This window comes from Neochlamydia sp. S13, assembly GCF_000648235.2.
GTDB lineage: Bacteria > Chlamydiota > Chlamydiia > Chlamydiales > Parachlamydiaceae > Neochlamydia.
Genome location: NZ_AP017977.1, coordinates 2,111,325 through 2,137,968, shown reverse-complemented (window position 1 = coordinate 2,137,968; position 26,644 = coordinate 2,111,325). Strand labels below are relative to the sequence as shown.

The window sequence follows — 26,644 nt, the reverse complement described above, 5'->3', positions numbered from 1 at the left end:
CTATACAGGCAAAATAAATTTTCTCCTTTGCAGCGGTTTAGCTAATATCTAGAATTCTTACGCCTAAGGCTTCACCTAGCCTAATCAATTCACCTTTGGCAATACGTCTTCCATTGACGACCAGGTCGACACCGTTTTCAGGATGAACATCTAGCTCCAACAAATTGCCTGGCTGCAGTTCAAGCATTTTTTTCACCGACATTTGCAGACGGCCTACTTCGATGATAATAGATAAAGGAATCTCATCAATTTTAACCGACGTTTCTGTGGGTATTACGGCGGAAGATTCTTCTTCTGAAGAGGTAAGCTCTTCTTCTATTTCTCTATCTTTAAGTTTCTCGTCGGGGGCCAGATTAGATGCTTCTTCCGACTCATCTTCTGCTTCCATTTCTGAGTCAAAATCGGATTCCATGTCAGATTCCATTTCAGAATCAAATTCTAATTCTGACTCAAAATCTAAAGATGAATCATCCTGTTCTTCGGGGGGAATTTTACTCATAAAGGTCTCTTCCTCTTGATAATACAATGGGTGGTCCAAGATTTTAATATTTCCGTCTTTAATTTTTCCAATAAAAAAAGGGATTCCATTGACAGTAAGGGTAATACGCCCACCTTTATCATCATAAGGTTTTACTGTGCAAGAATCCAGAAGAATAAAATCTCCTTTTCTAACGGTTTTCCATTCTGATGGATGGATAGAGGTTCTGCCTGCTTCTATATGCACAGGAATTGTCAGTTGTTCGGCCAGCGATGCATGCAGAGGAAGTTCTAGAGAACGCTCGGCATATTTTTCTTTCCAAGAACGACGGAAGGTAGGTGAGACAATCATACGTCCTATTAAAGTCTTTCCCCGCAGTTGAATTTTGATGTCCATGCAAAGGGAATCTTCTATCGGCATACTGCTTTCTTGTAGAATCTGTGGGGAAAGAGATTGATCGAAAGGAAGCTTATTGATTAAGTGTATCACTTCGTAGGCGGCAAAGTAGTAAAAACCTTGCAGGAATTCATCTTCGAGTACATCATGCTCATGGTCATCCTCATTAAGGAGGAGAGATATCAAACGATAGATATCTTCTGCTGCCATTATCCAGGTCAATTGACCCTCTAGAGAGGGAATCGAGCAAGAGAGGGGGATAACTGGACCCATCCCGACGCATAACTCGTCTTTTGTACGCCATTGAAAAGGGGTGGGTTCTATCTTAAAATCTGGGATCTGAAAGATTTCTTCTAATCCTTTAGATAAATCTTCCCAAGGAAAAGGAGGGGATGATCCAATAAGTGGGATTTCATCGAGTTGCAAAAGAGCGGTAGGAATTTGTTTAAGCCAATCGTATGGCATAGAAGCTTTGGGGGAAGTCACGCGCACGCCTTCATAAAATGTTATAGACCTCTTTATAATGACATAAAAGGAGCCGAGATTGTCAATGCAAAAGTACAATTTAAAAAATTTTAATCTTTCTTAGCAAAGTACCTAATAAATATTAGACTTTTTAAAAACTGTAAGTCGATAAAATAAGTTTTTTTTTAAGATTTGCATTTTGATATTTATATCTATTTTTAATTTAATCCTACCCCTCTTTATCAAGGATAGGGGCGTCTATTTTAACCAATTTTTCGACAAGTAAGCTTTTAGAAGAAAAAGGTTTTATCCTAGTCAGTAGGAGCTGGCCCAAGCAATTTATCATCTTTTTAGCTTTCTTAAGAATTCGCAATCATTAACTTTCTTCATCTTCTTTTTGTTTTCTATTGTCTTGCCGTTTTTGCTGCTCCTCTTGCTGGCCATCGCGTGGGGGTTGCTGAGGTGCCGCAGGATTAAATGGAGGAGTTTCAATTTGGGTAGTAGCCACTACCATATGGACAGTATATCCTTTTTCATTTAAGGATGAAAGCAAGGATTGTTGATTTTGTTGCATATCCATGAATGATTTTGCACCCTGGGTGAGATTTTCAAAGCGAATATTGAATTCTCCTTTAGCACTTTCATAGGAAGTGAGCACCAGATTGGCACCTGCAAACATAGGAGGATGCTTTAAAGTAACTATGGTATCCGTCTTGCCTTGGCTATCTATTGTAGTGATAGCTTTTACAATAGCATCTATTAGCTGTTGCGTGGTCAGCTTTTGAGAAGGCATATTTGTTTCTAAGTTTTGATTATGAGACTGAGAACTAGAGCTTACATTCAAGGCTAGAGGGTTAACATGAGATAAATCCCCTGCCTCTTGGGAAAAGCGTATGGTTTTTTTGTCTTCATGAGCTTCTACCTTATCTTTCTGAGATTCTTCCCACATTCCTTCCCTTGTTTTAGACCGGGAAGCTTTTTCTTTTAATGCTAAGTTTTTATAGAGTCCATTAGGGGATTCCATAGGGAGTTCGTCTGAAGAGACCATTTTAGCTACTTCGGAAGTTTCGCTCTCATTTTTCTTTTTCACTACTTCTTTAGAAAGATCAAACAGGGAGGGCTGTTTTGGACTAGGTATTTCTTCGGCGAGCAAAAGAGCTTCTGTTTCAAAAGAAGGATCTACAGTTTTTGCTTTTTTAGAATCTTCTTCTTCCTCTTTTTGGCGACGTTCTTTTTCGCCAAGAACCTTTTGGAAATCGCGAGAGGAAGCGCCTGAAGGCTTAGAGTTTGAGGCGCGACTAATAGTGACATTATCTTTATTCTGATCGCCTGTAATTTTAAAGTTATACATATTAGCTAACTCCTTTTCTGTCTTTTTCACTGCCCATCAGACAGAAATTAATTTTTTATTGTTTTGAAGCTTTTGTGGATTGCATTCTACCCAAGAACATGGTGCTTCCTAATTCATCTTGCTCACGTGCTTCTATAATTTCTAATTCTTTAGCTCTTTCTTTTGTCCAGTCTTCTTGATGAGTTTTGAGCTTATCCACTTCTAAACGCTTTCGATCCAATTCTTGTTTAGCTTCCTCTACTTTTTTTTGAGCCATTTTAACTTGATCTTTTTGATCCTTAACTTTTTTTTCTTCTATCTGTAATTTTTCTGCTACTACTTTCAGATAAATTTTCATTTGCTGAACTTTAGGGCTAGTTGTAAGGTGGCTGCTTTCAACACGTAATTGCTGCAATTTGTCTTGTTGATGCGCCAAAACCTTGTCTCTTACAGCTTCTACATTTTTTAACTTTTCCTCTTCCTTTGTTAATAACTCTTTTTTCTCTTTTAAAATTTTTTCAGCATCTTCTACACGTCTTCGCTTGATATCTAAGACCTGCTTCAAAGGATATATTATACTATTCATGAAAACTCATAGCTCTTGTCATTTGAAAAGATTTTTTAGCAATTGATAGGTCTCTTCAAAAGAGCATTTTTCTTCCACGCCTTGTTTCAAAAACCTATTAACTTTATCAATATAATCGATGGCAAAGTCGCCTGCTTTATCAGCTCCTCGTTTATATTCGCCAATTTTAATTAAGAGCTCATTTTTTTTGTAGTTAGCTAATACTTCTTTTAATTTACCCACCAATTGTAAATGATCTTTAGGAACAATCGACATAATCACCCGGCTGGCAGAAGAAAGTACATCGATGGCAGGATAGTGATATTGACGCGCCAGATCGGCAGATAAAATTAAGTGACCATCTAAAATAGAGCGCACCTCATCAGCTACGGGCTCATTCATATCATCACCTGCTACCAAAATAGTATAGAAGGCGGTAATAGAGCCTTTATCTGAGTTGCCAGCACGTTCTAATAGCTTAGGCAGCGTGGAGAAAACAGAGGGGGTGTAACCGGCACGGGCAGGTGGTTCTCCAGCAGCTAAACCCACTTCACGCAAGGCACGCGCAAAGCGAGTCACAGAGTCCATCATTAAAATTACCGACTTACCTTGATCTCTAAAGTATTCGGCGATAGCTGTTCCTACATAGGCAGCATTGAGTCGTAGCTGAGAGGCTTGATCAGAAGTGGATACGACCAACACAGAGCGCGCTAAACCTTCGGGTCCTAAATCTTTTTCGATAAAATCGCGTAGTTCACGTCCCCTCTCCCCAATGAGGCTGATTACGTTAACATCCGCACGTGCATTACGAGCAATCATACCTAGTAAGGTAGATTTACCTCCACCGGCAGCTGCAAAAATTCCTACCCTTTGTCCTAAGCCGGTAGTTAAAACTCCGTCTATTGCCCGCACTCCAACAGATAAAGGAGATTCAATTCTTTTTCTTTTAACGGGATCTGGCGGAGCTTGAAGAACTGGATAAATCTCATCTACTTCTAAAGGGCCTTTAGTTTCTACATCTAGGGGTTCTCCTAGCCCGTTCAGGACACGCCCTAAGAGATTAGGGCCTACCTTAATATGGAGAGGCATATGAGTGGGGATAACTTCTGAAGAAGGTCCTATTCCTTTCATTTCTCCTAGCGGAGAAAGAAGAACCTCCTCACGGGTAAAACCTACTACTTCTGTGCGTAACGGCTCCCCCTCACGTTTGACAAGACAAACTTCTCCAATTTTTACGTTAGGAACAATAGCTTTGATAAGCATTCCTACTATTTCTGTGATGCGTCCATTGACGGTAGTCAATTCTAGCTCATCAATACTTCCTAAGAGTTTATCAAATTTATCATCCAAGCTCATTATTAGTAGTGCTCCTTAATCTTCTCAATATGCTTAAAGTGATGGCAATAGTAGTCTTTTATTAATGATTCAAATCAACTTGCAAGCATCTTCTTGAAACTAGACTTGGACGTTCATAATTGTTTTGGTAGATTCTAGGGCTTTATTCAATACGCTACTAAAAAATTCTAGTTCTTGTTGAATAAAGCCTACTTTAATTTGTACGGCTAGCATGGCTGCAGCATTTATATTATTTTTATTTAAATGCATGTATTGAACTTCTTTAGTAATCGATTTTAATTGTGCTTGTCCATCGGTAAGGAAGCCTAAAAAGCGGTCGATGGGATTGGGAGAGATGGCTTGGGGAGCAGGGGGAACATTTTCTACCCCGGCAGCAGAAAGAGCTATCCGCAAGTTATCATTAATATGGGTAAGCTTGTTTTTTAAAAGATTACGGTAAGCTGGTTTAATAGCCTGGCCAGGGAGAGCAAGCTGGTCTTGAATTTGAGACATGCGTGACATGACATCTTGAGCTTGGGCTACAATATCTACAGGCTGTACTTTTTTAACTTGATCAACTTTTTTATTAAGCTCGGCCACTTGCTCCATTAAGGTAGGCTTACTAGGGGTCGACTCAATTTTTTCAACAGTCATGGCTTCTTTTTGCTGCTTTTGCTGTTGCTCTTGCTGTAGCATCAAAGATTCAAAGTGATCTTTATCAACAAGCCCTTCTGCTTCTGCGTTTGCATTAAGCTTCGAACTGCCTATCTTTTTTATTTCGTCTATTTTATCTAGTGTCATAATATTTAACTTCCTATCTTAATTTCATTAGATTAACTAATTATTAAGACTGTTAAGCTACTCTACTTTTATTTTTTTACTTCACCTTTTTCATGATTAAAAAAGTGTGATTTTAAATCATTTAAATCTTTTTGTGCCCATTGCAACGAAAGGAATCCCAAGTTTTTAACTGTTGGGTCATTGCTTTTATCCATAGCTTCTTGAATAAGCTTTTCCCCTTTTTTACGTTTAGGCTTCGTTAATAGGAAGCTTATACCCAAAAAAGTCTGTGCTAAATAATTTTCGGGCTCTTTTTGAACCACTTCCTCAAAAATTTTTGTAGCTTGCTTAACTTCCAATTTATTAAGAGCTATATAGCCTAGGCCAATTTGAGGGGCGGTGCTTTCAGGATTGAGGGTTTGTGCAGCTTGGAAGATACGTGAAGCACTTATCTCATCAAGCTGTTTCACTGCTATAAAGCCTGCTTCAATGAAGAGAGAAAAATCTTCTTTGAAATCCTCAACCATTTCTTTTGTCATGCTATTGCTATCCTTTTTTTCCATCGTTCCATGCTACCCGCAGATACTTAACTTTTAGGCTTAGCCTGGATCAAAGGTTATCTTGCCTTTTGCTCTTTATAAGCCTTCCTGTTTCCCACAGACTTTGATCCAGTCTTTTTTTAAGCTTATGATTTAATATTACGTGCCATTGATGAAATCGCCGTATTAGAGGCACTTACAATATCAGTAGTCATTTCTGATAACTGAGAAAGGTGATTCATCAGCATTTGCATTTCAAACATATCTCCAATACTAATAGAACTTCTATTATTTTGAATTTGCAGTAGTTTAGCTTTAGCGCTAGATACCGCATTGTTAATGATACCAATAAGCGATTGTACCTCAAATCCCGACTGGCGATTAGCTCCGCTATAGCTAGTAGGAGCTGAAGGAAATGATTGATTACTATTTGAAGACATATTTTATCCTCCTGTTAATTTAGGAGTATAAGCGTGCCAGAGATTCATACTGGAAATTTCATTTCCTGAAGATGAGCATTCATCTTCTTTCTGAATCACTTCTCACTTCATACATGTTGTTAAGCGTTCGGCTGGACCTCAATCTTCTAGAGAATCGCTCCTCTATCTTCCATTTTAAAAATTGCCGCCCAGCAGAGCGCTTAATTTAGCTCACTTAGGCGAGAGTCTGGACATAACCTTTAATAAAGAGGTGTACCCGTGCAAAAGTACTCCCAATTTATCAAATTCGTCTTTATTTTCACCTTTTCTTAATAAACTTCTAATATCTTGTATTCTCTCTTCAACTTTCTTTTTATAATCTTGATGGCTATTAAAAGTTTTTAATTCTTTTTCTAGCTCAAAAGTAAACTCTTCGCCTTTTTTCTTTTTCTGCTTCTCAAGACCAAACATTTATTACCTCATTTACGCACTACTAGCATTAGTAGGGGGATTTCACCACCCTTAAGTTTATTATAATATGGAATAGGAAATAATTGCAAGAAAGAGAAGTATTACTTTTTTTTTGCTCTCTTTAGCGATTATACTCAATACGATACTTGACCCCTTCTTTTTCTAAGAAAACAGCGGTAGGCTTAATACTTATTATTGTCATTCCATCCAAAACATCTCCTCGCGTAAGTATGCGGCCATTAATTACCACATTGGTGTTCACATCACCTTGGTGCGAGACGCCTGTAATTTCATATCTATCGGTGATATTGATCATCGATTGCTCAGGTGCTAGCTCGGCAACAAAATTTTTAATCGTGCGTACACCTGGAATTTCTTTAATATTAATGAGGGTTTGGCTGTAATCATTCATTTTTCCGGCGGGAATATGGCCTGAAAGAATAACCTCTCCTTCATTCATTTGAGAGGATACATCTTTAAAACCTTGGTTTTGTAAAAGCGCACTTATCGCAGAAACGGCATCTTCTTCAACGATCACGCGCTTTTCCAACAGATCAAGGTAGGGGAAATTAGAGGCAATATAATCCCACAGCTGCTCGGCTTGCTTTCTAGATTTTAGGTAGCCGGAGATGACAAAATGACCAGGGGTAGGTGAATGAATGGAAATGCCTTTCCAATTAGAGTTTTGTGAAAGTATTTGGTTAATTTCTCTCCAAACCCCTTCATCAATAATCACACCACTGTCATCAATGCTACGTAGATAGGGAAGGCCTTGGAGGTTATATAAAAGTTGTGTTTTATCTGATCCAGATAAAACGTGGCCCACAAGAAGTAGACGTCCTGTATTACGATTAAAAGAGTATTTGACATGCGGGAAAGCCGATAAGGCTTCTGTAAGGTCACGTTCAGGATTAATAACTTGTTGGGAGACCACAGGTTTACTCTTAAATAAAGTTGCTGTGCCAATTCCAATGACAACAAATAAGCCTGTAATGATAGCGATTAAAATAAAAGCTCCTAAAGCTTCATGGGGGTATACCTTGTTAGGGGGGGGAGCGATTACAGGAGGTGCTGCCGCTGGAACTTCTTCGACAGCTGCTTCAGTTTCACTCGCAGGGGGGGGAGGCAATTCTTGAGGATCTTCTTTTAGAGTTTTAACTATTGAAGGGAGTAAAGGAGCAATAATTGTTTGCATTTCACCTTCCCGGTCGTAAACCACAAAAGAGGAGGTACCCATAAGAATTAAAGTATTGGTAGGAACAGATTCTCTACCTGTTAAAGGCTTTCCATCTACAAACGTTCCATTGCGACTTCCTAAGTCTTCTAAACTTATCGTATCTTCTTCCGTTACTGTAATTTTAGCATGTTGGCGTGAAACACTCGTATCATGGAAAACTATGTCGCAACTATTAGGATCAGTTCCAATGATGTAAGTACAAGAAGGTTGTAGGGTAAACTCGGCTCCATGATTAGGACCTCCTACCACTTTAATCAGCCAACGGCCTGTTTCAGCTAAATCAAAGTGAATTTCAGGATAATTAGCCGTTTCTAGAGGCTCTTCAAAAATAGAAATATCCTCCTCATTCTGCTGGTCTTCAGAGTGGCTGGCTTCTTGGAATAGCTGTGAGGCCGGGGAATCATTCATTATCTGTTTTTCATCTTCCTTAGAAGTGTTAGGTGTATCCAAAGCACCTTGCCTTTCTGCCAAAGAGTCACTCATTCCTTCTTGCTCTCCTTCTTGTTCCGGCGGGACTCCTAAGAACTCATCATCACTTTCCAATTCTTGTGGAGAAGCATCCTTATCATCAGCAAGCGGTAACGCGGTTTTATCTTTGTCTTCAGCTGATTGATCTTTAGAAGGCTCCTCTTCCTCTGAGAATTTTTTTTCCTGCTCAGAAGCTTTTTCTTTATTTTCCTCTAAAGGAGCGAAAAAGTCTTCTTCTTCATTAAAGGGAGTAGAAGCAAAAGCTGCAGGATCCTTCGCGGACTGCTCATCTTCTTTACCTAGTGGCTGTTCGTGCTCCCGTGCGGAGGATGGAAGATTTTCTTCTGCTTCTGCCTCTTTGGCTTCACTGAGTGGAGACTGAGATGCAAAAAGCTGAGAAGAGTGTTCGTCCTCTAATGTAGGCAAAGCTTTTTCACTCTCTGCATTTTCAGAAAGGTTTTCTAGGGCGGAATCATTTATTTCTTCATGCCCGTTAAGAAGAGTCTTTTTTTCTTCATCGATCCATTGAGTGTCGCCTTCTGCATAAAAACGATAAAGCCCCTCTCCTATTTGAACCCTATCTCCATGGTGTAGTAGCCAGGACTCTTGGATAGGTTGCTCGTTAACATACACGGGATGGGTAAGGCTTAAAGCTTGAATTACAATCCCTTCGGGAGTTTGGCGACAGAGTAGATGTTTACGTGAAGCAGAAGGATCTTCAATAAGCAGCTGGCAAGCGTCTGGATCACGACCTATTACCCATTCGTTTCCTTCATCTAAGGAGAGTACAAGACCTTTTTGCACACCCTCTTCTGCAACTAATTTAGCGACCATATGTTAACCGTTGTTATATCTTATCTTCGTATTGAGAATTATTTTTAATGGTGAAGCGCTTGTTCGCGCCAGAATAGAGCTACATTGTAAAAATCTTGAAGAAATTCATTAAAGCTCTTATAATCAAGATTATAATCAATTATACGCGATAGCGTCAATCGATTTCCATCCTCTGTTAGGCCTAATACACAATTTCTAGTTGTTTGTCCGAACAAGTTTGCATCCATTATTTCAGCCAAAAAGGCTTCAGGATTTTCTTTAGGGCACTCACATAAAATGCATTGCAAAGAGAAGCCTTCGGCTAGTGTCCCTAGCTTAATAGAAACTTCTTCCTCGATAGGCAGACTAAAAATCCCTGGTGCTTCTTCTTGAAGTAAATCTTCATTAAGACCTAGATCTTTTGAAAGCTGACTACAGAATTGTTTGAGATCGACCATATGGATCCCTACCTTTTTAAATCATCTCTGATATTTTATGTACCAAAAATAATGCCAAAAATAAAGATTAAAAATAAATGATGTCCTTTAATTTTGTGATGAGTTCCTTACAAGCAATAGGCTACGTAAAACCTTAGATTACGTAAAACCTTTAAAACGAGGGAGACCATTTGCTTTCATCAAAGGTGAAACCAAAAATTTTAACTTTTCAGCGTCTCTTTTGTGTAAGCAAAATAAAGAGATAATAAAAATTAAGCTAGGGTTTTTTTATGCTTTAGATAAGGATCTATTAGATGAGGGGTAGAGAATAGAGCCTTACTTGCCTTCTACAAAATGAGCAATTATCCTCCCAAATTCCTTAAGAGACATAAGTTGCCCTCAATAACTTTTGGTCAAATGGCAAGCTGCTCTTCTCTCATCCGCTTGATTATTCGTAACTTAGTTTTTGATATTAGACCTCTTTCGAAACTCACGTATTTAATTCCCAGTTATAGATTGCTGCAATCAAGTTGAAGCGAAGTGCAAATCTTTTACGTCTATTTCTATAGCGATCGGCTATAATTTTAAATCGCTTAAGGAGGCCAATCACGTTTTCATTGGCAACTCTTTCTCTGGATAAACTTTGGTTTGTTCTTTTATCCTCTTGAGTTAAAGGCTTCTTCTTACTTTTTTTCTTGGGCATCTGGGTTTGGGCATGCAGCTTTGTTAATCCTTGATATCCTGAATCGGTTAACACTCTTATTTGTGGATTGATTTTAACCTGTGATTCTTTGAATAGCCTAAAATCATGCTTTTTGCCGTTGCCAAATGAGGTACAAATTACTTTTTTACTCTTCTTATCGACTACAACTTGGGTCTTTAGGGTATGTTTTTTCTTTTTCCCTGAATAATAGCGCTTTTGTTTTTTTTAGGGCGCTCAATAGGCGTTTCTGTAGCATCAATTAAAATAACCTCATATTCCGTATCGCTTTTCAAAAGCTCTTTACGTCCCGGTAAAGCAAAATCTGGATGCTTGATTAACGTATCTTCAATCCATTTCACCGCTTTATAAGCTGAGCTTTCACTGATTCCATAGCTTTGACTAATATGGAAATAGGTCCTATATTCTCGCATATATTCCAAGGTCATTAGCAGCATGTCTTCTAAACGTAGTTTATATTTACGCCCGCCTTTAATCTTCTTGGCCGCATCGGCTTGCTGTAAAATTTGCACCATCTTATCAAAGGTACCACGCTTTACCCCTGTCAATCTGCGAAATCGTTCATCATCTAATTTCTCTATCTTATCAAATTTCATAGTGCCTCCTTTAAATGTTGAGTCACCATTTTACTAAAATTTACATTTTATTCCAGTTTCGAAAGAGGTCTATTGATAGACTTCTTTGACAAGCTAGACAGGGAAAGGTTTATAATGCTTTTAAATGCATTTTTACTTTTTACCCCTCTCAAAAAATAAGAAGTTAAACATCGTGTGATAAGAAAATGTGGATGTTTTTTAATGAACTTCTTATTACCTTAGACGATGCTTTTACTCAATTTTAAAAGCTCTAGCTTGTAAATTTTTTATGGCTTAGTGGATTATTAATTTTTTTCTTAATCCTCTGAGGAAACAATTTACTCGTTTGTTTAAGTAGGATAAGGCGTAAAACTACTAGTTAATCTAGGATATATTCATCTCTTCAAACCCTTTAATTATAAAAGGCTGGCATGAACCCGAAAGAATTTCAAGCATTACTTGATCAAAAGATATTCACTTCGTCCGAAAAAGATAAAGCATGGACTTTGTACAAGAAAGAAAGCCCACAAAAAGCTCTTGCCTTCTTAAAAACGATTGAAGATAAATTTGGCTCTATAAGAAGAAGTTTGCTGTTACACCCTTTACCGGTTCCTTATAAAGTTTGGGGAGAGAATTATATTGAAGCAGAGACGATAGCCCAGATGGATAGAGCTGCTCGTCTACCTGTAGCGCTAGCAGGGGCCTTGATGCCTGATGCGCATCTAGGGTATGGCCTTCCAATCGGGGGAGTTTTGGCTACAGAAAATTCTGTTATTCCCTATGCCGTAGGGGTCGATATTGCTTGTAGGATGAAGCTGACCATTTACCCTCTCCCGGCACATGTTTTAGAAAATCCTACGAGCGTTGAGTATAAAAACCTTTATTCAGCTCTGCTAAATAATACTGTATTTGGTGCAGGCGCTGCCGGCATCCACAAAGGTAAAATCGACCATCCAATATTAGAAAAATCCCATTGGGAACTTTCCCCATTGATACGTTCTTTAAGGCAAACGGCTATTTACCAAATTGGTACGAGTGGGGGAGGAAATCATTTCGTGGAATGGGGTGAGCTAAAAATTTTTGAGACAGAAAATCCTTTTAAGCTTGCGGCGGGAACTTACCTGGCGTTGCTCTCACACAGTGGTTCAAGAGGAGTGGGTTTTAAAATAGCTGATTATTATACTAAGATGGCCATGGCCCAGCTAAGAGAATTGGACCATTCTGTTAAGCATTTAGCTTGGCTACCTCTTGATCATGATCTAGGTAGAGAGTATTGGGAGGCGATGCAGCTGGCAGGGCAATTTGCTTCTGCCAATCACCATGTTATTCACCAAAGAATAGCAGAGGCAGTAGGAATAGCTCCCATTGCTACGGTGGAGAATCACCATAATTTCGCTTGGCGGGAAAAGATTCATGTGCAGGGAAAGGAAAAAGAGGCTATCGTCCATCGTAAAGGTTCAACACCTAGTGGAAAAGGTGTTTTAGGGATTATTCCAGGAACGATGGCTGATGCCGGCTATGTGGTTGTAGGTAAGGGCAATCTAGATTCATTAAGCTCTGCTTCGCATGGCAGCGGCCGCCAAATGGCGCGCACTAAAGCAAAAAAAACGATTTCCTTAGAACAGCATCTCAATTCTTTATTAAAGCAGGGTATAGATTTAATAGGCGGGGGATTAGACGAATCACCTCAGGCTTATAAACCTATCGAGGCAGTCATGAAAGAGCAGAAAGATTTAGTTGATGTAATAGGAAAATTCCAGCCAAAAATTGTACGCATGGCCGCTGAAGGTAGCTTAAGCTCACTATCTTCATTGCCTCAAGGAATTGTAGAAGGTGAGTAATGGTAAAGATCTATAAAATCTTTAAGTAAAGCCAAAAAGTTTACCTCAAAAAATAAATAATTTTCTTAAAAAATGAGTTTTTGTATAAGGGGAATTTTAGAGAAAAATTTACCATTTAAGGATCTATACATGGAAGCTCCTCTTCAATCAAAACCTTTTTATGTGACACCTGAGGGAAAAGAATTTAGCCAGCCTCACGTAAAGCTTAATACTAAAAAAGACAAAAAATGGGTTTACAAGCCTCATGCTGATTATCGTTTTGGCGATTCGCATTTATTTTATGCCTGTCGATCCAATCAAAAAGAAGCCACTTTATTCTTCCTAAAAAAGATGACGAATTGGGTTTTGTCTAGTCCTCCCGTCAATATAGACAATGAGTCCATTATTCACCTAGCTTGTCACAATGGAGATGTAGACATCTTGCGTAGCATGCTTGAGCATTGCCGCGGATCACCAGGAATAAATAAAAAAAATGCTATGGGAAGAACTCCTTTAGCCATTTTAGTAGAAAAAGCTAATCGTTTAGGAGTTATGACTTTGCTTGTGCATGCCATTCGTACCTGGAAGTTTGATCCTACAGAAACGTATGATCCTTTAACAATAGCGATTAATATAGGTAGAGATGATATTGCGGGGCTATTTATCGCCTATGAAAAAAAGTGGCAACATAAATCTTTTAAACGGCATTTAATAGAGCAGCCAAACTTACAAAAATTATGGGATCATCCAGACACAGATCGCTGGGCATGTCTATTTAATAGCCTTACTTCGATGATGACACGTATTCAAACTGTAATAGGAATGCATGACATTAAAGGCATAAAAGCTGTTATATCGCTTGATTATGATTTTAAATACGCCGGGTCCGTTCCTTATCTTTTAAAAATAGCTCTCGATTATAAAGATTCATCTATGCTCCGCGTTCTAATTGAGCTGGGATTAGAAAAAGCTAAATTTAAGAAAGAAACTTTTATGCTTCATGCTGCTGCTAACTGGTGTGATTATGAGCTAATTCAGCACATTAGCCAAAAATATGCAGAGAAGGGAGATCTACAGAAAGTTTTACAGACATATGATAGTAGGGGAGAGACACCTTTATATAAACTATGCAACGAACTGGCTAAAGAAGTTAGTTTATCCGCAGCTGCAGAAGAGACTCTTAAATTTTTTTTAGATAGTGGAAGCTTTATATGCTCAGCCTCTACAACAGATTCGCTGCCCAAAGTTGTTTTAGAAGGTAAAAACTATGATTTAAGAAGATTCTTTAGAAAAAATGCTGGCAAAGATAAAGATGAGTTTTCAAAAATTTCTTCGGATGATCTTTATAAGATTAAAAGAGAAGAAATTTTAAAGATGGATTCTGTTGCCCACATAGAGAAAGAAGGGATTACTCAACTGCTTAAGGAAGCTTTAAAATTAAAAGACCAGGACTTTGTAAGCCATCTAGTTTTAATAGGAGCAAAACCTGACCAAGAATGTTTCCTCATCGCTATTGATCATCAGCTTTTTTCAGTGGCTGATGCACTTTTAAATAATCGATACGAGGTTGTTCCTTTACCTGGTAGCCTCCCTAAGTTAGGCAAGGAGGGAAACTTTTTCATTAAACATTGGCTAGAAAAGATAGTGGATGCTAGCCTGCGATTAAAAGAAGCTGAGTTTCAAGAGCTTGGGATTGAAGAAGCTATTAAAGAAGCTTCTTCCATGCTCACTATTCCTCAAAAAATTATGTATGCCGTGCGCTATCAATCTTCTTCAGTGCTAGCCAATTTATTAAAAACCTCTCCTCGTGCACTTACCACCCTTTCATCTTTACAATTACAAGAGGTATGGAGCGTTGCCTGTAGCCGCTCAGTAGAGGCGGTCCAAGTTTTAATAAAAGAAGGATTTGATCATACATTAAAGGATGAAGAAGATAATAGTGGCTTGCATCTGGCTGCCAAAGCTCTTAATGTTGAGGTTTTAAAGTATTTTATCCAACAACAAATGGATGTCAATGCTCTTAATAAAAGCGGCCTGGCCCCCTTACAGCTGGTACAGGAAAAAGCTTGTGATCCAGATGAAATTATTTCTTGTATTCAAGTGCTTCTGCAAGCAGAAGCACAAGGCCTTTCATCAGATCAGCTTGAACTAATCTGGAATAGAGCTAAAAGTTTAAAAGATGAAGCCTATCTCCTTGAATTATTCCAAAAAATGCCTAATATGGTGATTTGGCATTGTTTTGGATCGGGGGGTTGTGACACCCTTCATTGGCTTTTATCAAAGAGTAAGGCCCCTATCACCTTTACAGCTGAGGAAGCTGATCAATTATTAAAATTTGCTTATTACAATGACGATTGCTTGCGAATTATCCATGAGCAAAAATGGGTGGACTTGAATAGGATGGATGCTTCAAAAAATACAATCTTTCATAAGGCTGCTGAGCGTCAAGCTTTAGAGGTAATGAAGTATTTGTCCTCTCGGAGAATAAGTAATATTAATGTAATAAATGCTAACCAACTAGCAGCAATAGACATCTTAGTTAAAGGAGAAGCTACTTCTAAGCTATGTGACACTATTCTTCATTTGATTGAACAGGGAGCAATCGTACAAAAGCCGGCGACTATACAAGCAATATGGAAAAGTTTTATCTTAAAACACCCTTCCCAGCTTTACAAATTATGTGAGAGAAAAATCTTGGCACCTCTTACCGAAGAGGGGCATACTCCTATTCACTTTGCTACGCAATATGCAGGACCTGAAATTCTTCGCGAGCTTATCGGTTATCAATGTTGGCCTGTTGATCATCCAGATGAGTATGGCAACACGGCTCTAGATTTAATATTTCTTCAAAATTGGTTCCGAATAGAACAGGATACTTTTGAAAAGATTTTTCTTTTACTCAAAGCTGGTGCCGCCGTAAAGCAGGCAAAATCTCATGGCGGATGGCCTCTTCTTGCTATTTTTGATAAATTATGGACCGATAGTTTTAATGAGGCTAGCGCAAGGTGCTCATGGCAAAATAATTGGGCCGCAAATGTAAATAGTTCTTCTAGCTTGCAAGATCGTTTAAAAAGCTTTTGGGAAGATAGAAAAGGAATGATTGACACATTTATTAGGTTTTATGCAAGTAATAAGGGAAATATTCAAGCTCTTTTGCATTATATGGATAACCAACATTGGGAAGAAAATGTGTGGTATTGCATTTCTGGAGGATATACAAAGCAAAATGTACCTTATGTAGGCACAGTGGAAAAATTTCTTCCTTCTATGGGAGGCATGACCCATCGTAAACATTCTATTAAACATACCTTACCTAAAATTTACAAGGACTTAAAGAAGATGGTCTAAAGCTTAGAAAAGGATATAGAGGGCTCCGTATCCTTTTCTCTAATGATCTCTTTATCAGCCCTTTATAGGAAAACATTAACGGCTAGAGAAGCAAAAAGTTGACGGCTTCTTAAGTCCTTTACCTTTCCTAAGGTAAAAAAATTATAAAAGCTTGAATAGCTATAGAAGAGAATTAATAATAAGAAAGGACGCTATCAATAAACAGTCCTTAGGTGGGCCACAGGGGGGAATTTCATCGCTTGGTGTCTTTTTAGTTTAAGTTTTTGGTTCAGTGGATTATACGCTTTTGAGCTACTTCTTATATAACCCTGTACTTCATAAAATCCCTCTCATTAATTAGAGAGACATCTTTCAGAGGGAGGGTTATGTAGATAAGTTTTTTTTAAACGTATTAGGCCTTTTCTTTGCTCATAAATAAATATGCTTTTGCCTTCAGCCGTAGGGCTTGGAAAGCCTTTATCTACAGAGGCTACTACAATGTTTTGCCGCTATTGTTTTTGAGCTTTCTTAATAGACCTCTTTCGAAACTCACGTATTTAATTCCCAGTTATAGATTGCTGCAATCAAGTTGAAGCGAAGTGCAAATCTTTTACGTCTATTTCTGTAGCGATCGGCTATAATTTTAAATCGCTTAAGGAGGCCAATGACGTTTTCATTGGCAACTCTTTCTCTGGATAAACTTTGGTTTGTTCTTTTATCCTCTTGAGTTAAAGGCTTCTTCTTACTTTTTTTCTTGGGCATCTGGGTTTGGGCATGCAGCTTTGTTAATCCTTGATATCCTGAATCGGTTAACACTCTTATTTGTGGATTGATTTTAACCTGTGATTCTTTGAATAGCCTAAAATCATGCTTTTTGCCGTTGCCAAATGAGGTACAAATTACTTTTTTACTCTTCTTATCGACTACAACTTGGGTCTTTAGGGTATGTTTTTTCTTTTTCCCTGAATAATAGCGCTTTTGTTTTTTTTAGGGCGCTCAATAGGCGTTTCTGTAGCATCAATTAAAATAACCTCATATTCCGTATCGCTTTTCAAAAGCTCTTTACGCCCCGGTAAAGCAAAATCTGGATGCTTGATTAACGTATCTTCAATCCATTTCACCGCTTTATAAGCTGAACTTTCACTGATTCCATAGCTTTGGCTAATATGGAAATAGGTCCTATATTCTCGCATATATTCCAAGGTCATTAGCAGCATGTCTTCTAAACGTAGTTTATATTTACGCCCGCCTTTAATCTTCTTGGCCGCATCGGCTTGCTGTAAAATTTGCACCATCTTATCAAAGGTACCACGCTTTACCCCTGTCAATCTGCGAAATCGTTCATCATCTAATTTCTCTATCTTATCAAATTTCATGATGCCTCCTTTAAATGTTGAGTCACCATTTTACTAAAGTTTACATTTTATTCCAGTTTCGAAAGAGGTCTAATGATTTCTCCTTACAGCTTCCATTCAATCAACTTGGATAGCTTTCATAAAAGGATGCTTTTGGTTAAGCTTGCCGTCCAAGGGGAATTTAAAAAGGCAGCGTTGTTTGAGAAAAAAGCCTTTAAAAATTTGCCTCAGAGCAAAAAATGCTTTAAATCATCTTGCACGACAGCGAGCTTGGAAGATCGGGAATATACATAGAACAGTTAAGCCTAGAACACAGGCTGCTGGAGAGGAGGCTTGAACCATAAGGTTTTTTCCAAGAGGATTTGTGGGAAAGCTATAAAAATTTTTAATTAAATAGCTTTCCTTGGAATTTACCTAGAAGAAAAAGAAAATAATATTTAAAATTTTGAGCTTATCTTAAAAAGTTTAGCTTTATTTTAAATATACTAAAAAGAATCATTTATTTTCTCTAATCCTATCCCTAAACTTTCGGGCCAAGAATATTTATACCCTTTTCCCGACCAATAATTGTCATCCAATCCATTTAAGCGTTTATGACCACCGCTCCATCCAAGCGGCTCTCGATAGGCTATTTCATATTGCTTTCGAGTATAGTAATAAAACACTTTATAATATCCATCCGTATAATCAAAGGTATACCAGGGGCTATCACACTCGCGCCAACGCCATGGTATATCATTACGTCGAGGTTTTATCTTGATAGGAAGTAATCTTAAGAAAAGAAGTAATCTTGTAAAGCAATTACGGATCTTTGCCATTCTATCACTATTTCTATAAAGCATATCAATAGGATAAACAATAGCTTTACCACATTCCCTCTCGGTCTCGTCGAAATGAGGATTTTTTTTCACTAACTCCAAAACTTTACCTGCTAATGCATCTATAGGCAAGGTACCCGCGTAACCTAAAACAGTGATATAGCGAGTTCCCCAAAAAGAAACATGGACTTTCGCCTTACAAGCTAAGGGTTTTAACTCGGTAAATGAAGATACACTCTCTAAAATTTTTTTAATACCCATGCAATATGCTCATCTTTATTCCAAAGGTCTAAACATTATTCTTATAATTTCATTAACAATATCAAAATCTTGTTTGTTAAGAAAAGCTCTTTTTTTAACTATTAGGTGATGAAATAAATTTTGCTGGTTTCTTAGCTCTTTATATCTACTCTTGGAATTTAATTTTATATAATCGCAAGGGGTTTCCAGCAACAAGGAACTTACTAAGGGTTCATAAAGGCTTTTTATCGCAGCTTTTAGCGCTTTATGAGAAATTATTCTCAATAAGAAGAACAATTTCTGTTAAGGGGCTAAATGAGGGCTTTTCTATTGGTTTTAAATGAATTAACAAATAAAGTAGAAATTTAAGCTAAATAAAAATAAAGGCATATTATTATGAAAATAAGCCAATTACCTCGTGCATACGTTTCAATAGATAAGATAGCTGATTATCTACCTATTCTTAGCACGGCCACAAATTGTGGTGGCTTCGGTTGTTTAGACAGTTTTTTGCAAAATTAAGTAAGAAACTCTACCTTTTTAAGGTTTGTTCGATACAACATTAATCATCTTCTTCCAAAATTTAATTCGAATTTTACGTAGCTTGGAGTTTCAATGACCATGTTGGTTTTACGCCTATTATCTTATCTTACTTTTTTCATTTTCACCTAATTAATTATTATTCCATATGCCTCCGCTGGGGTCTTGTATTTTAAAGACTGATGGGGACGGTTTTTATTGTAAAACTCAAAATATCTGGTAAGTCCTTGATAAACCTCAAGTCCGTCTTGATAATCTCTCAGATATACATCTTCATACTTGACTGACCTCCACAAACGCTCTACAAATATATTATCTGTTGCTCTTCCTTTTCCATCCATGCTAAAAGCAATATTTTTTCCTCTAACAAAATCTACAAACCTGTTGCTTGTAAATTGTGATCCTTGATCTGTATTAAAAATCTCTGGAATACCTTTTAAAAATGCTTCTTTTACAGCTTCAATACAAAAATCAACATCTAGCGTATTTGAAAGGCGCCAAGAAAGAACATATCTACTGTACCAATCCATCACCGCTGTTAAATATAAAAATCCCTTCTTCATTGGTATGTACGTTATGTCCGTACTCCATACTTGATTACACTTATTTATCTGCAAGCCTCTCAATAAATAGGGGTATATATGATGCTCAGCATTAGGTTTACTTAAGTTCGGTTTTTGATAGATGGCTTCAATACCCATTAATCTCATAAGCCCACTAATCCGCCTTCTACCTACTTTTAAACCCTGATTATGCAAACAAATAGTCATCTTTCTAGATCCATAAAAAGGATGCCTGGTATATTCTTCATCTATCAAGCGCATTATTTTAAGGTTGAACTCACTTTCTTCTCTTGGATGATAATAATAGGTAGATCGTTCTATCCCAAGAAGTACGCATTGTCTTTCTACTGAAATCTCTTTTGATTGACGGTCAACTAAAGAGCGCTTTTCAAGCCTTGTCAGTATAGTTTTTTTTTAAGCCAATCTAACTCAACCTTTAAACGCCCGATCTGTTGATAAAGGTTGTCAACCAACTTTTGATCTGTCTTATTAACTTTATCCATGCTGCTAAAGAGTACGGGTAAAGCTTCTATGAGATGCTTTTTCCATTGAGAAATTTGAGTTGGATGCACCGAATATTCTGTAGCAAGCTCGTTAATGGTTTTGAACCCTTTAAATGCTTCTAATGCAACTTTTGCTTTGAACTCCGACGAGTGTCTTTTTCTTTTTGTGGACATAACTTTTCCTCTTTAATATTAAGTTTTTATTTTAAACTGAGGGAAAGTTTCTTACTTAAACTTTGTCCAAAAAAGCGGAGCCACTATAAATCTCCTGATTATCTTTCAAAAATGTGTCATCTTACCTTTTATCAACGAAGAGAAAATATTGAAAAGCGATTATTACTCTTATCTAGATCAAAAAAGTTTTAAGCGCGCTCTGCTCTTGTTGATTCCAGGATTAGGAAATGTAATCATAGGAATTTGCGACCTGGCTCAGTGGATATTAAAAAGTAAAGACTTCTTGCTAAAAGCTCTTCAAAAAAACAGCTTGGTCCTTAAGTTTGCCAGTGAAAGGTTAAAGAACGATAAAGACTTTATATTAACTGCAGTTAATAAAAATCCTTACGTACTTCAATTTGTCAGCAAAACACTTAAAAACGATCCAGAAGTCGTGTTGGCAGCTACCCTGCAAGATCCTAGGTCACTTAGATTTGCTAGCAAAAAACTTAAGGATGATAAAGATTTTATACTTGCCGCCGTCCAGCAAAATGGCTTGGTGCTCGAGCATGCTAGTGAAAAACTTAAGAGTGATACCGAGGTAGTACTGGCTGCCCTCAAGCAGGATCTTTGGGCACTTAAGGATGCCAGCCAAGAGTTTAAAAATAATAAGCAAGCCATGCTTGCTGCTGTTCAGTGCAATCCTTGGGCGCTCAAATTCGCTAGCCCTCAGCTGCAGAATGATAAAGATGTAGTGCTTACAGCGGTGGAAAAAAGCGGGGAGGTCTTCCAGTATGCTAGCGAAGAGCTTAAAAATGATAAAGACTTCATATTTAACGCTTCTCAGAAAAGCTACTCTATGCTAAAGCATAGCAGTGAAGCGCTTAGAAAAGATAAAGAGTTTGTGCTTGCGCTCGTTCGGCAAAACAGCTGGGCCATTCATGATATTACCAAGGAGCTCAAAGAAGATAAAGATGTCATGCTTGCTGCCGTTAGACAAAATGGATATCTGCTTCTCTATACAGGAACAAAGCTTGAAGATGATAAAGAATTAGGAATTGCCGCTGTTAGCCAAAATGGCTTAGCTCTCCAGTGCGCCAGCATAAAGCTCCGGAACGATAAGGAGGTGGTACTTGCCGCTGTTAGTCAGAATGGCTTGGCCCTACAATATGCCAGCATAGAGCTGCAGAACGACAAGGAGGTAGTACTTGCTGCTATTAGTCAAAATGGCTTGGCCCTACAATATGCCAGCATAGAGCTCAAGAATGACAAGGAGGTCGTACTTGCCGCTGTTAGTCAGAATGGCTTGGCCCTTAAGTTTGCAAGTGAAGAGCTCCAGGAGGATAAGGAGGTAGTAGTTGCAGCCGTTAAGCAAAATGGCTTGGTGTTTAATCATGTTAGCCCGTACCTTAGAAATGATATGGAGGTGGGGATAACAGCTATGCTTCAAAATAAAGAAGCCCTAAAGGGTGAAGAAGGCAGGAAAATTGCATGAAGATTTTATTTACCATTGCTGTAATAGATAGGACTTAACCTGACATTTGTGATAAAAATAAAGGAAACGCGATTTATAAGTCGCGAAGCTTGAAGCCCTGTCTTTCATTAAAAGTGATAGCAGGGAAGTTGAAATGAGCGACTTGAACCAATAAGGAGTGTCAAAATGTCAAATTTAGCAACTCATCAAAAAGTTATAAAAAATAAAATTGGTGTTTTAAAGCTAGCTGAAATATTAGGAAATGTCTCTCATGCATGTAAGATGATGGGATATTCTAGGGATAGCTTTTATAGATTCAAAGAACTTTATGAGACAGACGGAGAGGCAGCTCTTTAGGATATGACACGTAAAAAAACCTGCATAAAAACCAGAGTGGACGAGCCTATCGAAAAAGCTGGGGTTGATTTTGCTCTTTAAAAGCCTATTTATGGACAAGTAAGTTTATGTAACGAGCTTAAAGAAACAAGAAATTTTCATTTCGCCAGGAGATGTGCGCTCTGTTTGGCTTAAGATATAATTTTTAAGACTTTCTAAAAACGCCTCGAAGCATGGAAAGCTAAACTGACTTTAAGAAGAAATGATATTAACAGAGGACCAACTAAAAGCTCTTGAAAAAGCCAAGGAAGAAAAAGAAGCGCCTGGCGAAATTGAAACTGAACATCCAGGCTATTTATTAGCTCAAGATACCTATTACGCAGGCACTATTAAAAGCGTTTAGACCCATTTATCAACAGGCAGTGATCGATACTTATTCTAAAGTAGTTTTTGTCAAACTATACGATAGGAAAAATGCGTTGGTAACAGCGGATATGCTTAAATGATCAAGTCATTCCCTGGTTTGAAGAGCAAGGTAGTCGTGCCTTAAGAATATTAACCGATCGTGGTACAGAGTACTGCGGAGCAAGAGAGCATCATGAGTATGAACTTTATCTGGCCATTGAAGACATTGACCATTCTCGCACTAAAGCCAGGCACCCTCAAATCAATGAAATCTGCGAAAGGTTTCATCAGAGCATCCAGAATGAATTTTATGCCACAGCTTTTAGGAAGAAAGTGTTTAAAAATGTTGAAGAATTACAAGAGGATGGGGATAAATGGATGAATGAGTATAATAACGAGAGAACACATACAGGAAAGTATTGTTTCGGCAAAACGCCTTTACAAACATTCTTAGATGCCAAACATCTTGTGCCAGAAAAGATGTTAGATAAGTTATAACTGACAGAAATAGCACCTGCCAGGTAACTCATGTTTGTCAGGCCAAGTACTGTCTAGGACATTTTTAATCTCTCTTTTATAAGGAGAATGTGCTATGCAACCTAGTAATTCTGTAGATAAAAAAACCTCTTTTTCTACTAACCCTTCCAGTTCATCTCCTTCTTCAGGAAGCTCACCTGTTAATTCAGTCTCTTTCCCGATCATTAGCTTAGAATCACAAAGTCTACATCCTTTATCTGAGCAATTGATAACCCCTTTTATCACAGACAGCTTGAACTTGAATCGTGCAGGCATGGATATAATTGAAGAAGTAAATGAAGTAGCGACTAGCGTAATAGGAAGCCATCCCAGGCTTCCTAGCTTACAACAAGTGGCAGTAGATAACTTAGGGTGGTATACACATTTATCTCAACAAATAGGCAATCGCCATTACGAAACAGCTATGCAAGGCAGAGAGCTGATTGACGCTCATGCCGAGCTTGCTCAAAAAATTAGAAAAGGCGAAAACGACTTAAGGCATCACATTGAAACTCAAAAATTGCAAGAAAAAAGAACAGCCGCAGAAGTTGAGCAAGCAAAGATTGAATTAGAAATAAAAAAAATTGAATTAGCGCAGTTACAAAGAAATATTTTAAAATCCAGGTGCTTAGTCTATTTAAAAACTGCCTTGGAAGGATTTGCTGGACGCCTAGATTTGATAGATAAGCTTAAAGACGCTTTGCTGCCTGTAGTTGAAAGAGAAGTGCATGCACCTACCATATGGCGAGCACTATATGGGCTTGCTGGCATGGGTAAGAGTGAGCTAGCCTGCTACTTTGCTAATGAGCATAAAAACCTTTATTCTCTTGTTTGGTGGATAAATAGCGAAACGGCAGACAGCCGTGCTCATGCTTATCGGTCGCTAGCTATTGTACTAAAGATAGATATAGATGCAAAAGCTACCATACTGGAGATGGAAGAAAGTCTTTTCTTTTGGTTAGAAAATCATTTTTTTGAAAAGCCTTGGCTGCTAATTTTTGATAACGTGGAAGAGAAATTTTCCCTTCCGCAGCGGGGAGGCTTTGTTTTAATGACAGCTAGAAGAAAAGATATAGCTCCTTCTCATAAAGGATGTCTAGAGGTTTTGCCCTTTACCCAATATGAAGCTATAGAGTTTCTAAAAGGACAAATAGAAGAAGACGAAGAGCAGTTGCAACTCTTAATTGATCGGCTACTTGGCTATCCTTTAGCTCTAAGTAAAGCCGCCGCTTACATTGTAGAAGAGCAAATGCGCCTACAAGACTATTTGCGAGAATTAAATCAAGAAAACCAAGAAGGCTATGTACGCTATCCTTTTTTTATAGAAAAAGTATGGCGTTTGACTTTTCAAAAGCTAAATACTCAGCATCCTTTCGCTTTGAAATGGCTCCAGGTGTGTAGCTACTTAAACCCTGAAGGCATTCCTCTTAATTGGATGCAGACATGGCTTCAAAAGGAAGCCGAGCTAAGTGAACGGCAAGAGAACAGAGCTGCTCGAGCATTGCTTAAAGTCTTAGAAAATTATGCTTTAATTCGTTTTGATGCTACTTCTAAGCAGTTTAATCTGCACCGTCTAGTGCAAGAGGTCATACGTTCGGCGGCCCTCTTTCAGAATGAAGAGGCAGAAGTAAAAGGAGAAGAGACGAATTTTGTCCGCCAAGCTTACCAGCTTCTTTTAGAAAAAGGTAATGAGATAGAAATAGGCACGCCGGAAATATGGGAATTGGCTCTTAACTGGTTAGGCCACGCTGAGCATATGCTTCAACATTTTGCCGAAGTACTCACTCAAGGAGCGCAAGGTCAGCTATGGAGCCAAATAGGGCATGCTAAAAGGATAATCGTAGATTATCAAGGAGCTTTAGCCGCCCACCAAAAAGCCCTGCATTGCTTTCAAGCTGAATATGAGGGTAAGTTTCATCCGGATATAGCTTGTTCCCTACATAGTGTAGGGCAAGTATTACGCTGGCTAGGACGGCTTAAGGAGGCTAAGGAACATTATAAACAAACTCTACACATGCTCCGCGACTTGCATGGTACTCAATCTCATCCGCATGTGGCTATTTCCCTAAACAATTTAGGGATTACGTTCCAAGCTCTAGGATCCCTTAAGAAAGCTAAGAAGTATTATGAGCAATCTCAACAGATGCATCTTGTCCTTGGGGGCGATCATTCTAATTTTGAGGTAGGTGCTTCCTTACATAACTTAGGAGTAGTATCGCAAGAGATGGGACAGCTAGAGCAAGCTAAGCAACATTATAATCAAGCCTTACAAATTTACGATGAACTTTATGGTACACAGCCTCATCCCAATGTGGCTATCTCTTTAAACAATTTAGGAACCGTTTTATCTACACTTCAGCAATATGAAGAAGCGAAGCAGGCATTTCGAAAAGGAATGGAGATACAAGAAGATTTATATGGCAAGCGTCCTCATCCTTCTCAAGCAGATTCTTTAAACAATTTAGGTCTCTTGCTGGCAGAAATAGGAGAAGTAAACGAAGCAGAGGAGAATTTTAGAAAAGCTTTAGAGATGCAACGCAGTTTCTATAAAGATGAAAATCATCCTTCTATTGCACTTCTCTTATTTAACCTAGGAGATGTTTTAAGAGGACAAGGAAAATTTACTCTTGCTCTTCCTTGTCTGGAAGAAAATCTAAAGATAAGACGTCATTTGCATGGGAACAAAGCGTGTCCAAAGTTAGCTTCTGCATTAGCTTCTTTAGGAACAGTCTTAATTAGCCTACAACAAGGAAATCAAGCTAAAGCCTGTATTAAAGAAGCGCTAGAGATGCAATATGCTATCGACGGCGATCAGCCTAGCAATGCTTTAGCTGCTGTCTTAACTAATATGGGTGCTGTTATGCGTTTATTGAAAGAACGCGAAGCAGCAAAACCCTATTTTGAAAAAGCTTTGCAAATTTATCGTTTAAACAACGCTGTTTTGCCATCATTTGAGCTTGCTAATGCTTGGTACAATTTAGGAATAATATTAGAGGATTTGAAAGAGGTTGAAGCTGCTGAGCAACATTATAGAGAATCTTTAAAGATAAGACGGAGTCTCTATAACTTGAAGCCCCATCCTGACGTAGCCGCTTCTTTAAGAGCAGTGGGAGGAGCTTTAAAAGATTTAAGGCAATTTGAACAAGCTAAACAGCATTTTCAAGAAGAATTAGAAATACAACGTGCCCTGCATCCTACCCAACCTCACGAAGGTGTAGCTAACTCTTTATTCAATTTAAGCCTTTTACTTGTCGATTTGAATAAATACGATTTAGCCAAGAAACATATGAAAGAAGCTTTAATTATTTACCAGCAATTGCATGCGATTGAGGAAAAAGAAGCTGCTCAAAAAATGTTGAAACATATAAATTTGAGGATAATCACGATAAGAGCAAGTAAGGAAAGAGAATTAAATAAGCTAAAGAAACAAAGCAAAAATAAAAAAGAGATTTGCCTACTTATGTAAAAACGATCGTTTTAAGGAAATAAGTAGTTATTTTATTTAATAGGTCGTATTTAATTACTTTATTGCTTTTCTTTAAGTTTAATAATATAAATGTGTTCA

General features: G+C 38.0%; 18 protein-coding genes and 1 pseudogene. 5 read left to right on the top strand and 14 right to left on the bottom strand.

The features are described from left to right. Positions 1-37: 37 nt before the first annotated feature. The 11 genes from sctQ to TY21_RS08195 all read right to left on the bottom strand — a co-directional run bounded on the left by sctQ (position 38) and on the right by TY21_RS08195 (position 11,050). Positions 38-1,360 (bottom strand): type III secretion system cytoplasmic ring protein SctQ, encoded by a 1,323-nt coding sequence (gene sctQ, locus TY21_RS08245; RefSeq protein WP_052354356.1) that lies wholly within the window; start codon positions 1,358-1,360, stop codon positions 38-40. Between the two features lie 355 nt (positions 1,361-1,715). Next, positions 1,716-2,690, bottom strand: coding sequence for a hypothetical protein (locus TY21_RS08240; protein ID WP_052354358.1), 975 nt, complete (start codon positions 2,688-2,690; stop codon positions 1,716-1,718). A gap of 55 nt (positions 2,691-2,745) precedes the next feature. After that, a complete protein-coding gene (locus tag TY21_RS08235; protein WP_042239336.1) occupies positions 2,746-3,255 on the bottom strand; it encodes a type III secretion T3S chaperone in 510 nt (169 codons plus the stop codon). Positions 3,256-3,273: 18 nt separating this feature from the next. Further along, the gene (fliI, locus tag TY21_RS08230) at positions 3,274-4,590 is read right to left on the bottom strand and encodes a flagellar protein export ATPase FliI (protein WP_039386800.1); all 1,317 of its coding nucleotides are present in this window, start codon (positions 4,588-4,590) and stop codon (positions 3,274-3,276) included. A gap of 99 nt (positions 4,591-4,689) precedes the next feature. Further along, entirely contained in the window at positions 4,690-5,370 is a 681-nt protein-coding gene (locus tag TY21_RS08225; protein ID WP_042239341.1) for a hypothetical protein, read from the bottom strand. 68 nt (positions 5,371-5,438) lie between these two features. Continuing rightward, on the bottom strand, positions 5,439-5,888 hold the full coding sequence (locus TY21_RS08220) for a M48 family metallopeptidase (RefSeq protein ID WP_039386806.1): 450 nt from the start codon (positions 5,886-5,888) through the stop codon (positions 5,439-5,441). Between the two features lie 146 nt (positions 5,889-6,034). Then, the gene (locus TY21_RS08215) at positions 6,035-6,328 is read right to left on the bottom strand and encodes a DUF5407 family protein (protein ID WP_039386809.1); all 294 of its coding nucleotides are present in this window, start codon (positions 6,326-6,328) and stop codon (positions 6,035-6,037) included. Positions 6,329-6,538: 210 nt separating this feature from the next. Continuing rightward, entirely contained in the window at positions 6,539-6,778 is a 240-nt protein-coding gene (locus TY21_RS08210; RefSeq protein ID WP_042239343.1) for a DUF5398 family protein, read from the bottom strand. A 121-nt stretch (positions 6,779-6,899) separates the two neighbouring features. Next, positions 6,900-9,317, bottom strand: coding sequence for a type III secretion system inner membrane ring subunit SctD (gene sctD / locus TY21_RS08205; protein ID WP_042239345.1), 2,418 nt, complete (start codon positions 9,315-9,317; stop codon positions 6,900-6,902). A 44-nt stretch (positions 9,318-9,361) separates the two neighbouring features. Further along, entirely contained in the window at positions 9,362-9,754 is a 393-nt protein-coding gene (locus TY21_RS08200; protein WP_039386817.1) for a type III secretion system chaperone, read from the bottom strand. A gap of 469 nt (positions 9,755-10,223) precedes the next feature. Next, positions 10,224-11,050 (bottom strand): IS5 family transposase gene (locus tag TY21_RS08195; protein WP_232044343.1). Its coding sequence is split into 2 segments (ribosomal slippage): positions 10,224-10,663 and positions 10,663-11,050, totalling 828 coding nucleotides; the frame shifts between segments, so codons are not numbered across the junction. Between the two features lie 410 nt (positions 11,051-11,460). Between TY21_RS08195 and TY21_RS08190 the strand changes: the two genes are divergently transcribed. Together TY21_RS08190 and TY21_RS08185 are read left to right on the top strand one after the other, a co-directional pair. Next, positions 11,461-12,870 carry an RtcB family protein gene (locus TY21_RS08190; protein ID WP_042236611.1) on the top strand — a complete coding sequence of 470 codons (1,410 nt, stop codon included), beginning with the start codon at positions 11,461-11,463 and terminating at the stop codon, positions 12,868-12,870. Between the two features lie 129 nt (positions 12,871-12,999). Next, positions 13,000-16,197 carry an ankyrin repeat domain-containing protein gene (locus tag TY21_RS08185; protein ID WP_042236607.1) on the top strand — a complete coding sequence of 1,066 codons (3,198 nt, stop codon included), beginning with the start codon at positions 13,000-13,002 and terminating at the stop codon, positions 16,195-16,197. Positions 16,198-16,725: 528 nt separating this feature from the next. On the opposite strand, the gene TY21_RS08180 is transcribed toward TY21_RS08185, so the two are convergent. From TY21_RS08180 to TY21_RS08170, 3 genes are all read right to left on the bottom strand, one after another. After that, positions 16,726-17,552, bottom strand: a protein-coding gene (locus tag TY21_RS08180; RefSeq protein WP_232044343.1) for an IS5 family transposase whose coding sequence is annotated in 2 segments (ribosomal slippage) — positions 16,726-17,165 and positions 17,165-17,552 — 828 coding nt in all. Because the reading frame shifts where the segments join, the coding sequence is not laid out codon by codon here. Positions 17,553-18,016: 464 nt separating this feature from the next. After that, complete coding sequence (locus TY21_RS08175) at positions 18,017-18,610, bottom strand: hypothetical protein (RefSeq protein WP_042238519.1); 594 nt, start codon at positions 18,608-18,610, stop codon at positions 18,017-18,019. 647 nt (positions 18,611-19,257) lie between these two features. Further along, a protein-coding gene (locus tag TY21_RS08170) for an IS3 family transposase (protein ID WP_130589511.1) occupies positions 19,258-20,369 on the bottom strand; the annotation gives its coding sequence in 2 pieces (ribosomal slippage) (positions 19,258-20,096 and positions 20,096-20,369; 1,113 coding nt in all). A 148-nt stretch (positions 20,370-20,517) separates the two neighbouring features. Here TY21_RS08170 and TY21_RS08165 point away from each other — a divergent pair. The 3 genes and pseudogenes from TY21_RS08165 (at position 20,518) to TY21_RS08155 (ending at position 26,545) form a co-directional block, all read left to right on the top strand. Then, the gene (locus tag TY21_RS08165; RefSeq protein ID WP_042241176.1) at positions 20,518-21,843 is read left to right on the top strand and encodes a DUF4116 domain-containing protein; all 1,326 of its coding nucleotides are present in this window, start codon (positions 20,518-20,520) and stop codon (positions 21,841-21,843) included. A gap of 165 nt (positions 21,844-22,008) precedes the next feature. After that, positions 22,009-23,061, top strand: a pseudogene (locus TY21_RS08160) (IS481 family transposase). 94 nt (positions 23,062-23,155) lie between these two features. Then, positions 23,156-26,545 (top strand): tetratricopeptide repeat protein, encoded by a 3,390-nt coding sequence (locus TY21_RS08155; RefSeq protein WP_130589639.1) that lies wholly within the window; start codon positions 23,156-23,158, stop codon positions 26,543-26,545. Positions 26,546-26,644 lie beyond the last annotated feature (99 nt).